Genomic DNA, 12,740 nt, shown 5'->3' with positions numbered 1-12,740 from the left:
ACCTCCTTCTACCCTTGCTGTGTGGGGTCTGTGGAATCTCTCAGGCCATCGCCCATGAAGTTCACGGCCATGACGAACAGGGATATGACGACACCCACTGGGAGCCAGATCCACCAGTTGTTCAGAAGCACGGACTGGTCCTGGGCAGCGTTTAGGATATTTCCCCAGGTGGCGATTTCCAGTGGCACACCCAATCCCAGGAAGGACAATGCGGCCTCTTCCAGGATGAACATGGCGGTGGACAGGGTGATGTTGACAAGAATCGGTCCAATGGCATTGGGGAGCATATGCTTGTAGGCCACAATGAAGTCATTGAGTCCGAAAGCTCTTAATGCCTGCACGTATTCTTCTTCTCTGATGGAGAGCATTCTTGCTCTGGTCATACGGTATACGCTTCCCCACCCTGTAAGGATGAAGATGATGAGAAGATTCGTCAGACTCTGTCCCAGAATGGTCACAAGAAGAAGAACCAGTACAATCTGAGGGAAGGACATGAAGATTTCGGACACTCTTAAGATGAACTTATCGATCTTTCCGCCCTTATAGCCAGCATAGGCCCCAAGAAGGACGCCAATGAAGGCTGCGCCCAGAGCGCTTCCAAGTCCTACCAGAATGGAGATTCTTCCCCCGTAGAGGACTCTTGAGAAGATGTCTCTTCCGATCTTATCCGTTCCCAGAATGTGTTCCCTCGAAGGCGCCTCTAGCACCGAAGACATGTCGACCCCCAGCGGGTCGTAGCTTGTGAGAAGCGGTGCGAAGATGGACGCCAGAAGGATCAGTGCAAAGAGCACGACACCCACGATGGCCAGTCTGTTCTTCAGGAATTTTCTAAGAGAACGGTTCATGGTTTTACCGCCGTTTAGCCCCTTCTCTTCTCTTTCAAGGATTCGGTCAAATTTTCTATCTAATTTTCTGCTTATCATCTCATCACCTATTCTAACTTTACTCGAGGGTCCAGTGCCGCTGTCAGGATATCCACCACAAAACTTGATACAAGCACTGCGATGACGCTGAAGAGTGCAATCATCATGACCAGGGGATAGTTCTGTCCACGCACCGCTGTGACGAAGGTGCTTCCGATGCCCTGTCTCTGGAAAATGCTTTCAATGACCACGGAACCACCGATGAGCATGGGCAGTCTGAATCCGATGAGAACCACCACAGGTGTGAGGGCCACTCTGAATCCGTGTACCAGGTTCACTCTCCATTCGGAAAGTCCCTTGCTTCTTGCCGTCTTGATGTAGTCTTTATTCAGGGCGTCCAGCATACTGCTTCTTGTATATCTCATGACACCTGCAGTAAGGGAGATGCCAAGGACCATGGCGGGAAGAAAGAGGACTTTCATCTCATCCACGAAGGAGGTCTGATGGGGAAGAAGCCTGATGGGGAAGATTCTCCACTTCAGTACGAAGAGCAGAATACACACCAGTCCGAAGAAGAACTGCGGAATGGACACACCGATCATACCTGCCACGGTAAGCACATTGTCTGCCAGGGTTCCTTTTTTCAGTGCACTGAGAAGACCCAGTATACTGCCAAGGACCGTGGAGATGAAGAGCGCCGCTACGGACAGCTCGATGGTGGAGGACAGGTTTCTCATGACGATTTCCGAAATGCTCACACCGGAGGAAATACTGAAACCGAAGTTCCCCTGGAGCATTTCTCCAAGCCATCTGAAGTAACGAACAAGAAAAGGGTCATTGAGGCCGAAGGATTCTCTCACCGCCTCCAGCTGCTCGGGACTGACGTTTGCCAGTGCATCCGGTGGAATAAGGTGGGAAACAGCGTCTCCTGGTGTCAGTTCCAGACCGAAATAGATCAGGAAGGTTATGATGAAGATCATGGGAATCAGAGACAGGATCCTTCTGATAACATATGAAAACATGGTATTCTCCTTTCAATAAATATAGCTGTGGAGAACCACAGCTATATCCTATAAGATTCTCTACTTATCTTTAGTCTGCTTTGACTTCCCAATTCTGGATTTCCCAGTTGTAGTTGAACTGAGGATTTCCGTATGCTGGAGCACCCTTCACGATCTTATCAGATTCGATGACGAATGTTGGCTGATAGTATAGTGGAATGGTGAACAGTGTTTCATTCTCATACTTCTGAAGTTCCTGGAATGCAGCAACGATTTCATCGGTATCGAATGTGGAGTTGGTTGCCTCGATCAGCTCGTCAAGCTTTGGATCGCTTGGTGTATGGGAGTTGGAGGAGGAACCTGTCTGGTATCTGTCATAGTATTCATGCAGAGACAGTGCAGCGTTTGCTGCATAAGCAAGGTCCCATTCCACTGCGCTTGGTCCGTTTACTGGATCCGCTGGTGGTGTCCATAGGAGGGATCCGAGATCTCCTTCAAGAAGTCTGAAGTTCATCTTGATGCCTACATCTTTCAGGTAGGACTGGATGGCTGCCATGAAGTCTACGGTCTGCTGGTCTGTGTAGTAGTACACGACATCCAGTTCATAATCTTCATCCCAGTTCGCTTCTGCAAGAAGTTCCTTTGCTTTCTCTGGGTTGTAGTCATAGTCGTTCAGGCCTGTTGCCTTGGTTGCTTCGTTTGGTGACAGGGAGTTCGCTGGTACTGCAGCACCCTTGAAGAGGTTCTCTGCGATGGCTGCCATGTCGATGGCATAAGCGATGGCCTGTCTTACTTTTGCATCCGCTAAAGGTGATGGGGTTCCATCTGCCTTAGGGAACTTGTTTGGATAGAAAAGTCTGGTGTAACGGATGTCTACCTGTGTCACATTGAGTCCTTCCACTTCCTTCAGGCTGTTGGCTGCTTCTACGCTCTTTGTGAAGGCGTAGTCCACCATGCCGGCCTGTGCATTGGTCACAAGGTTCGGATCGGAGTCCCCAGGGCTTGGTGTCAGGTAGATGCTGAAGCTTGGTGCTCCTGCATGGTACTTGTCGAAGGGCTTCAGGGTGGTGTACTCGTTCAGCTTCACTTCCTCCACCATGAATGGTCCACTACCTACTGGGCTCTGCCAGAATGCGGACTGCTGGAAGTTCAGAGGATCTTCTCCTTCAAAATGCTTCATTGGCAGTGGTGCAAACTGTGTGAAGGTGAGCAGTGCATCTGGTGCAAGTTTCGCGAATTCGATCTTGATGTTGTTTCCATCCACCACGATTCCAGCAATTTCATCTGCTGTTCCTGCCACGAACTCTTCTGCGCCCTTGATGGCGTTGAAGGTGGAAGCGAATACTGCATTCAGACCGGAGATCTTCAGTGCATATTCGATGGATTCCTTGACATCATCTGCTGTGATGGCTTCGCCATCGTGCCAGAAGAGGTCTTCCTTCAGGTTGAATTCAAGATTCATACCATCTTCGGAAATGTTGTAGTCTGCTGCAAGCTGTCCTTCTTCAGGATTCAGGTTCTCATCTGCAACAATCAGATGATCAAACAGTGTCTTGTTGTAAAGGAAGGAACCAGGATTCAGCCATGGATGTTCGAAAAATTCAATTGGCCCCCCATTGGAGTATATTACGCCACCTTCAGCAGGTTCTTCTGGAGTTTCCCCCGGTGTTTCTGCGCCAGGTGTTTCTGGTGTTTCGGCCGGATCTTCATTGCTGGAGCATCCTGCTAATACACCAAGCATCATCATGGATGCCAGTAAAAGACTTACTACTTTTTTCATTGTTTTCCCCCTTGATCTTATTGTTTACTTCATTCTTGTGAATAACTTGTAAACTATTACACTCAATTTACCATATGAAAACGTGAACTTCAATAGAAAAACGAAAAAATTTCCAAAAAAATATATTTTTTGGAAATTTTTTCTAAAAACGTTTTAATTCGCCTTTTTATTTGTTATCTGACAATCAGAGAAGGATCCTTGCAGGAATCTCCTCGCTCCATTTACCGGTCTGTAATTTCAGTAATGATTCTGGCTGCCAGTGTACGAGGAAGAATCACCTTTTTCCTCACTGTGGCGCCGAGATACTCTTTCATCTCCTGTGTATATCCGATACAGTCCAGAACAATGAGATCTCCCCGGGATGCTTTCACCTGCTCTTTCACCCGATGAATCTCTTCGATTCCCTTATAGGGAGAGGCGGAAATCACATCCACCTTATCCACAAGCTTTCTCCACCGCTCACTGGCCTGCAGGATCTGGAGCTCTGATGGGACAAGTACCGTAATATGGCTTTTCACCGTGAATAACGGGACAAGGGCTCCAAGAAGCTCCTTTGGAAAAAGCAGCGGGATGGACGCTTGAAACGCCACCGGAAAGTTTCCGGAGCATAAGAACAGGATCAGCTCCACCCCCTCTTCCTGAAGACTTGTGATCTGAGTCTGGATTCTTGACAGGATGTGCTTTTCCGCAAAGGTGACGGATCTTCCATCGCGGAGTCTTGACACCAGTACATAGTCTCCCTCTTCCGGCTGGAAAGCCTGAATCTCCTCATCGGTGAGACCATCCAGCGCTCCCTTTTCCAGGATTTCCACCTTCTCTCCTAAAATCGGGTACAGATCCGGCGTCACATCTGTTCGAGGCGACTGTCCTACGGTGATGGCGCCTATTTTCATGACACGTCTTTTCCGAGGGTCTGAAGGTGCTTCATGGAACCATAGAGCTTCTCGATTCTCTCAAACTCCGACGCATCATAGAAGTGAACCTCTCCTCTGCCGTAGTACTTTGCCACTTCCAGCATAAATCTTGCGGCGGACTCGCAGTGGCCAAAGTGGCTTGCACCGGTTGCACTGCCTGCCACCATCATTTCCGTCGTGATCGCAACGCCCACCACCGGAGCCTCTGTAGCTGTGGCTGGCTGCAGGATGCTGTTCAGGTGATAGAGTTCATTGCCATAGGGCGTAATATCCTGGGTGGAAAGAGGAAAAACATGAGGCAGGCAACCCGTTGTTGTCTGCATGATGCTGAGCAGATCCTCTGACACCTTGAGAATATAACCGCTTTTCACAGTTGGAGAGATCGCAAATCCGTTGGTGTTGATGACTCTGTTGCCTTTTGTCGTATCCACGGAAAGCACCGCATCCAGCTCAGGCGACACCTCTTCTTTGTTCACCTGGGCCATCTCCACAGGAGACCCCATAAAAGGAACCGGTTTATGAGGCTCGGTGGGTGCATCGGGACAGATATGGGTGGAGATGAATACATCCCCATCCAGAAGATCTCCCTTCTTCTGCATATCAAGAAGTTTTGCCGCCACTGCGATGGCCGCCAGAGCGCCGTCTCCATCGGAAACAAATCCGATTTGCTCCGGTCTTGCACCAAGACCGCCAAGCCTTCCCAGAAGTCCGATGGTGGGCGCAGTGCCTCCTCCTGATTTTCCGTTTCGACCCGGAACCCTCACTTTCAGCATGTCTGTGGACCCCTTGGGACCTTCCAGTTTATAGGTCTCAACATCTGCATCCGGTTTCACCGAAAGAAGATAGTCCCGCACTGCTTCTCCACTGGCGGAAGGACTGTCCAGAATATCATAGACCTCAAGTATCTGCTTCATTAACATGTATTTTCCTCCTTGTATCTTCATTTGCGTCTTGGATCAGATCTCTTACATAAGGCAAGACAGGAATACCCAGTGCCTCTTCCACTGCACGATACCCGGATGCTTCATGCATGCCAGCTCCGAGCAAGAGGTTTTTCCGATCCGCTGCAACCAGCACCACTTCAATCCCGTCTCTTATGTTTGCGGTGGTCAGGGGAGTCCCTTCCTCTTTTTCAAAGGTCATCATGAAATCCGGAAAAGTATGTATTCTTTTCCCATCTTCCTCTATGGCCATATATTCATTCCAGAACCATACTTTCAGTTCAGTCTCCCCTTCCATGGTAAACCAGCCCACATCCAGTCCGCTCCGTGTCTCCAGTGTATACCCTAAAATCTTTCCCGCTCGTATGATTCGTCCATTAAGAACTTCCAGCACCTTCCCGATTTTCTCATCCGGTGTCCTGCCTGAAAGAAACGCCTTTCCGATCGAAAGCGACTGGCTGTAGCAGCCTATGGCGGCATGTTCTTTCACATAACTTGCCGGAACAGGATTTCTTGCCACTGCTACTAGTCCTCCTGCGCGGATGGCTGCGGAAAGAACAAGGGATGCCGTGTTTCCTACACTGCCAGATGCAGTCATTCTGATGAACCTGTCCTTCGTCGGATCACCACCCATGGCCACCTGGATCGTCTGATATCCCCTTTTCTCATGGAGCCCCATGGAACCCATGGTTCCTAAGGGATGCGCTCTCCCATTGCAGGCAGCATCCAGAATGGGAATCCCATTGATCGCCGAGGCGATGAAGGGCCCAAAGGAGGATGCACCGCCCATTTCACTGGGGATTAAGGCGGCAGGTCTTTTCCCCAGTTCCTTGGTCAGTTCTTCCAGAATGCGGTTGTAGTATTCATTTTCCACATAGGCTTGCGTGGAAGCTGGTGAACCTACGCCTGAGATTGTCACGACGATGTCATCCTCATTCAGCTCAGAGGCTTTCATCATGATGGGCTCGCCATAGGTGAGGGACTCCAGTCCCGTTGCCTTTCCCATTTCAGAGGACCCACCTCCGCCTGCCCCCAGAATGAGTCCACCAAGAGCCAGAGCTTCTATGTTTTCTTTGTTTAGCTTCATTTTCAGCCTCCTTGAATTGAATAGGTCGTATCCTCGATCTGAATCCGGTCCAGAAATCTCTGCTCCTCTTCTCCGATGACAGGAATCGCTTTCAGCAGATTCTTTGTATAGAGATTCCGAGGATTGTGAAACAGCTGCTCCGTTTTCCCCTCTTCCACCAGAGCTCCTTTTTCCATGATGATCACATAATCCGCAAAGTTTTTCACCAGTGCGAGATCATGGGTGATGAAGAAATAGGTGAGCTGAAACTCTTTTTGAATCTTCTTCAGAAGATCCATGACTTTACTCTGTACAGATACGTCCAGTGCAGAAGTCGGCTCATCCAGAATGATGAGCTTGGAGTTCAGCGCTATGGCTCTGGCTATTCCTACACGCTGCTTCTGTCCCCCGCTCAGCATATGCGGATACCGATCCAGATAGGACAAGGGCAGATCCACGACCTGAATCAGTTCTCTGACCCTTTGCAGTCTCTCGCTTCTGGTGCCCATGCCATGGACAATCAGTGGTTCTTCAATGATTTCCTTTATGGTTTTTCGCGGGTTCAGAGAAGAGGTGGGATCCTGATGTACAATCTGCACTTTTCTTCTGTAGGCCTTCAGAGCTTCCTTCCCCTTGATCTTGCTGATGTCCTGTCCATCGACTCGAATCAACCCTCCTGTCAGGTCTTCAAATTTCATGAGCATTTTCGCCATGGTGGTCTTTCCTGACCCGGATTCTCCGATCACGGCAAATGTCTGACCCCGTGGCACGGTAAAACTCACCTCATTCACTGCTTTCACCATGGTCCTGGTGCGTCCGAATCCATTCTGAGACAGCTGGAAAAATTTCTGCACATTCTGAAATTCAATCATTGGTTCTTTCATACTGCACCTCCTTCATATTATCCTTGGCAGAGCATCCAGAAGTTTTCTGGTGTACTCCACCTGAGGGCGCAGGAACACGTCCTCGCTTTTTCCTTCTTCCACCACCTGTCCGTGCTTCATCACATAGGTTCTCTCGCCGATCTGTTTGGCGACTCCCAGATTATGCGTGATGAAAATCATGGATATCTTCTCCTCCTGCACCAGTCTTTTCAGTTCCGCATTGATGCTGGCCTGAACCGTCACATCCAGGGATGTGCCGGGTTCATCTGCCAGAAGCAGTCTGGGCGTCTTGATCAGTGCCATGGCGATGATGACACGCTGCTTCATGCCACCGGAAAGTTCAAAGGGATACATGTGCAGCAGTCTTTCCGGATTCGGCAGACTCATCTTTTCAAACAGTTCCACCGCACGCTCCTTCGCTTCCATTTTCATAACCTTTCTGCTTCTAGGCAGTTTTGCATAGGTGCTTTTCTGACCCTGATACAGATAGATGTTCTCCATCTGCTTTCCGATGGTGAATACAGGATTCAGGGCTGTCATGGGATCCTGAAAGATCATGGAGATCTCGCTTCCGCGAAGCTTTCTGATCTCCTCCTCCGAGGACTTCAGTATATCCTTGCCCCTGTAGAGGATTTCTCCACCCGTATAAACAGCTGGCGGTGTGGCAATCAGCCTCATGACAGAACGCATGGTCACGGATTTCCCGCTTCCGGACTCTCCCACCAGCGTGATGATTTCTCCTTCGTTTACATGAATGTTCACCTGATCGATGGTTGATATGACCCCTTCGTCGGTCTTGAAACTGACGGAGAGATTGTTGATTTCAAGCAGTCTTTCTTTTTCCATTGGTTCTAACCTCCTTACTGGGATCGCACGTCAAAAGCATCTCTGATTCCATCCCCCAGAAAACTGAACCCTAGAATGGTCACAAGAATCGCAAGACCTGGAAATACAGAAGACCACCAGATACTGGGGAGATACACTCTCGCTTCGGAAATCATGGTGCCCCATTCCGGTGTCGGTGGCTGTGCGCCTAGGCCGAGAAATCCAAGACTTGCGCCGGTGAGTATGACGAATCCGATATCTGTGGAAATCTTAACGATGATGGTTGGCAGGCAGTTTGGAAGAATTTCCTTGAACATGATGCGCGTCGCACTGGCACCGATCCCTTCCGAAGAAATAATGAACTGCTCATTCTTGATCTTTAAGGTTTCCGCCTGGGTGAGTCTTGTAAACCAGGGCCACCATCCGAAAGAGATGGCGATCATGGAGTTCATGAGACTGGGCTCTAAGATCGCCGCCACCGTCAGTGCAAGAATGAGTGATGGAATGGCCAGAAAGATATCCGTGATACGCATGATGACGGAATTCACAAAGCCTCCATGATATCCAGCCAGAAGCCCCAGGGGAACGCCGATGACTACCGCAATGCTGAGTACCACTGCAGCCATCATAAGAGAATACCTGGCACCGTAGATGGTTCTACTGAGAACGTCCCGTCCGATTTCATCGGTACCGAAAAAGTGCAGCGCGCTGGGCGCTTTGTTCATTTCCTTGAAATTCACCGCTATGGTATTGGCATCAGGGTAAGGCACAATGAATTCAGCTAAGAGCGCAAGAAGCACCACGACGGTAACAATGATAAGCCCCACAATGGTCATCTTGTTTCGGAAGAATCTCTTTCTCATCTTCTTTCTGCTTGAATGGTTCATTTCTGATGTCTGCTCGATGATGTTTTCCATTTTTTCTCCTCCTTACGCTTTCCCCAGTCTGATCTGGGGATCTATGATGCCGTATGCGATGTCCACCAGAAGATTGGATATGGCGAAAATTGCACCGATGACCAGTGTCACGCCGATGATGGCGTTATAATCCTTATACATAAGACCAGCGATGCTGTAAGAAGCCATTCCTGGCCATCCGAACACCGTCTCCACGAGAAATGCGCTTCCAATCAGTGAGCTGAACTGCATGCCTATGGTTGTCAGCACGGAGATGAATGCATTTTTCAGCATGTATCTGTTGAATATGAGATTTTTCGGCAGTCCGTAGGAATAGGCCGCTACAATATACTCTTTGCTGAGCTGTTCCATCATGTTGGTTCGGGTCAGTCTCATGATCTGTGCTGCTGAAGCGACGGACAGAGCCAGAGCAGGAAGCAGAATATGACGGAAGCTGTCTGCAAAGGCCTGGCCATTCAGTGTCAGAAGACTGTCGAGAAGCCGAAGCCCCGTGATGTCTGCTGGCACCATGTCTCCTCTGCCTATGACGGGAAACCATCCCAGAAGATAGGCGAAGACGAACTGAAGGAGAATGGCAAGGAAAAACCTGGGAATGGCGATGCCTGAAAGGGATGTGAGACGGATCAGCTGATCGGAAAAGCGGTTGTTTCTAACTGCCGCGAGGACCCCCAGTGGAACTCCGATGACCACAGCGAAGATCATGCCCAAAAGGCTCAGTTCGAATGTGGCGGCGAATGTATCGCCGATGTCCAGGAACACGTTTCGCTTCGTGCGAAGGGAGTATCCCCAGTCTCCCGTGAAAAGACCCTTCATATAGTCGATATACTGAACAAACAGAGGTTTATTCAGACCCATCTCCTCGCGAAGGGCTTCAATCTGCGCCTGTGTGGCGTCTGTTCCTGCGGCCAGTCTGATGGAATCTCCCGGCATCAGCCTTGTGAGCAGAAAAATCAGCACCGACAGCCCGATGAGTGCCGGCAGGATCCCCAGTATTCTTTTTAGCAAGTATTTCTTCATCGGATTTCCTCCTTGTTGAATTGTTCAATCGGATTACGGATTATGAGTAAATGAAAGCAAAGATGAAACATCTTCGCTTTCAAAGACAGATTTTCTATTGATTAATGGAAGCTGTGTTACTTTACGGAGAGACTGTAGAATGCAACATCATAACCCATGAGTCCAACAAACTCATACCCTTCCACATGGTCTCCGTAAGCGATATAGTGTGTAGGGTTTGCCATATAGATGGCAGGATATTCTGCTGTTACGAGGTTCTGGGACTCTTCGTATAAAGCCATCTGCTCTTCTTCTGTGGCTGCTTTTCTGGCATTCACCAGTATTTCGTCCACCACCGGATCGCTGAACCAGCTCATGGTTCTATAAGACCCTTTCGCGGAAGAATGATAGATTCCATAGGTATGGCTGTCCACATGTGGATACTTCAGGCTGTCTGAGATCACGGTGATGTTGGCTGTGGTCTCAGGAGAAACTGCTGCTTCTGCGACCTGTGCCCAGTTCACTGGTGTCTGTTCCACCTCAATCCCGATTTCCGCAAGATTTGCTGCGAAAAGCTGTGCAAACTGCCTCTGCTGCGCTGTATCTCCCAGGTACATGAAAGACACTTTTATGGGCTGTCCGGCATAGCCTGATTTCGCTAGAGCGGCCTTCGCCGCTTCAAGATCCTGACTTACTGGCAGTACTGCTTTGCTTGCCCCAGGCACAATGACCGGAACGGCTCCAGCTGCTGCTGCACTATTGCCCAGGATATCTTCAAGAGCAGTTGTATAATCAATGGCAAGGGCTATGGCTTTTCTGACGTTCTTATCATCTGTCGGTGCTTTCTGCATGTTCATTGGAAAGTACTGCAGTTTCGCACTAGGATCTTCTTCCACAACGACTCCACTTTGCCCTTTCAGTTCTTCATAGGCAGATACGGAAAGCCACTGATGAATCATGTCCGCTTCCCCCGAAACCAGAAGTGTTTTCACTGTAGACTCCTCTGTGATGGTCAGCATCTTCACTTTCTTCAGCTGCCCTTCCTTCCATCCTCTCCAGTAGTCTTCGAAAGCTTCGAATTCCAGGAAGGACTGTCTGTCCCAGTTCACCAGCTTATAGGGACCTGAACCCGCACTGTTCTCGGCGATATAGGCCATGCCGAAATCGCCCTGGTCACCAAACTCCCCCTCAGCCTGATTGTCCTTGAGAAGCTGGGAATCTATAATAAACAGCTGTGTGAGTGTGGAGATAAATGGCGCATATGGATTATTCAAGGTAAATTCCACTGTTTTTTCATCGGTTGCTTCCACTTTCTCCAGTACATCACTCCACAGCCATGCATTACCTTTGTTTATGGCAATCATTCTTTCCATGGTGTAGGCCACATCTTCTGCGGTCAGCTGATTTCCGCTCTGGAACTTGATGCCGTCTCTGATGGTTATGGTGTAGATTTTTGCAGTATCATCCACCTTATAGGATTCTGCCACGAAAGGTACTGGTGACATGGAACTGTTTTCCACATCGGGATAGAAAAGAGGATCATAAAGATTGATGGCGGCAATGACTTCCGTCTCATCCTTGATCTGAGCTGGATCAATGGTGCCTACGAGCTGCTGCGCAATATACTGGAAGACCTCTTTTCCTGCACCCGATACTGCTGCTTGAGGATCTGGTGTCTCTGCGGCGCTGCTGCCGCAGGCAGCAAGGAGTGCGGATACAAGAATGCCAGCGAACAATTTTGATATTTTCTTCTTTTTCATTTGTTTTCCTCCCGTTTTCAAATTAGATTAAGTGATTTGTAATTTTAAACAGAAACTTTCTGAAATATTATAGATTCACGTTCATCAATCATTCATAATACGTCAGATTGTTTGATGCTCAAATTTTAATATTTTCGATTATATCATGCTGTTTTATGATTGCATAGGCAAATTACAGAATTATTTATGATTATTTTATAATAATAGAGTCTATATTTTGCTAAATTATCAACATACACAAAAGTCTCTCTATATTCATTCACGCTCATCAGTATGATGCTTTTTATAATTTGATTAAAATTTTAACCAGAAAACACATTTGTGCAATTCGCTTTTCTGAAAATCACATATAAACACATTTGTCCGCATGTAAAGGATACCCTTCTCAGTGAAAACGATTATTTTGTCAGAAAATTATCTGATGCCCCCAGCAATGACTGTTTTCAAGCAACAGATCGTGTCAGATTGTTCTGTAGTTAAATTACGTAACAATAATAGAATCCTCTGAATTTTTTGATTGATATATATTGTTCAAAGTCATAGTGATATCCATATATTGAGGAATCCTCCTGAATCACGAACAATGATCCATATCTGTTCTCCTACGAAGAGCAAAATCCACTAAGAATTTCGCAGCGAAATTCATGAAATTTGTTATCAATACAACAGTATAAGTCTATTTATCAATATAACTAATCTAACCAGTTATATTGATAATTCACCATTTTATGACGTGTTTTTCTTCAGCACAACGCATCGCCCCCTTTTTCAGGAGTCAGTACCAGTAAATTTG

The 12,740-nt window shown here is 48.0% G+C and carries 11 protein-coding genes; all 11 read right to left on the bottom strand.

The genetic code is table 11. The features are described from left to right. Positions 1-8: 8 nt before the first annotated feature. Positions 9-923: an ABC transporter permease gene (locus J3A84_RS08925; protein ID WP_242694108.1), complete on the bottom strand. Its 915-nt coding sequence runs from the start codon at positions 921-923 to the stop codon at positions 9-11. Positions 924-931: 8 nt separating this feature from the next. Then, entirely contained in the window at positions 932-1,885 is a 954-nt protein-coding gene (locus J3A84_RS08920) for an ABC transporter permease (protein ID WP_207599670.1), read from the bottom strand. Positions 1,886-1,955: 70 nt separating this feature from the next. Beyond that, positions 1,956-3,644: an ABC transporter substrate-binding protein gene (locus tag J3A84_RS08915; RefSeq protein WP_207599669.1), complete on the bottom strand. Its 1,689-nt coding sequence runs from the start codon at positions 3,642-3,644 to the stop codon at positions 1,956-1,958. A gap of 221 nt (positions 3,645-3,865) precedes the next feature. Then, complete coding sequence (locus J3A84_RS08910; RefSeq protein ID WP_207599668.1) at positions 3,866-4,537, bottom strand: AroM family protein; 672 nt, start codon at positions 4,535-4,537, stop codon at positions 3,866-3,868. Then, on the bottom strand, positions 4,534-5,478 hold the full coding sequence (locus tag J3A84_RS08905) for a DUF1177 domain-containing protein (protein ID WP_207599667.1): 945 nt from the start codon (positions 5,476-5,478) through the stop codon (positions 4,534-4,536). Before J3A84_RS08905 ends, J3A84_RS08910 begins: the two co-directional genes overlap by 4 nt. Beyond that, complete coding sequence (locus J3A84_RS08900; protein WP_207599666.1) at positions 5,456-6,586, bottom strand: S-methyl thiohydantoin desulfurase domain-containing protein; 1,131 nt, start codon at positions 6,584-6,586, stop codon at positions 5,456-5,458. The genes J3A84_RS08905 and J3A84_RS08900 overlap by 23 nt, the downstream gene beginning before the upstream one ends. 2 nt (positions 6,587-6,588) lie before the next feature. Then, the gene (locus tag J3A84_RS08895) at positions 6,589-7,449 is read right to left on the bottom strand and encodes an ATP-binding cassette domain-containing protein (RefSeq protein ID WP_207599665.1); all 861 of its coding nucleotides are present in this window, start codon (positions 7,447-7,449) and stop codon (positions 6,589-6,591) included. 12 nt (positions 7,450-7,461) lie between these two features. After that, positions 7,462-8,295, bottom strand: a complete 834-nt coding sequence (locus J3A84_RS08890) for an ABC transporter ATP-binding protein (protein ID WP_207599664.1) — start codon at positions 8,293-8,295, stop codon at positions 7,462-7,464. 14 nt (positions 8,296-8,309) lie between these two features. After that, positions 8,310-9,191, bottom strand: coding sequence for an ABC transporter permease (locus J3A84_RS08885; protein ID WP_207599663.1), 882 nt, complete (start codon positions 9,189-9,191; stop codon positions 8,310-8,312). 12 nt (positions 9,192-9,203) lie between these two features. Then, complete coding sequence (locus J3A84_RS08880; protein WP_207599662.1) at positions 9,204-10,208, bottom strand: ABC transporter permease; 1,005 nt, start codon at positions 10,206-10,208, stop codon at positions 9,204-9,206. 116 nt (positions 10,209-10,324) lie between these two features. Next, on the bottom strand, positions 10,325-11,947 hold the full coding sequence (locus J3A84_RS08875; protein WP_207599661.1) for an ABC transporter substrate-binding protein: 1,623 nt from the start codon (positions 11,945-11,947) through the stop codon (positions 10,325-10,327). Between the last annotated feature and the right edge of the window lie 793 nt (positions 11,948-12,740).

This window comes from Proteiniclasticum aestuarii (genome assembly GCF_017368455.1).
Lineage (GTDB): Bacteria > Bacillota > Clostridia > Clostridiales > Clostridiaceae > Proteiniclasticum > Proteiniclasticum aestuarii.
This window is presented reverse-complemented; position numbering and strand designations above follow the sequence as displayed.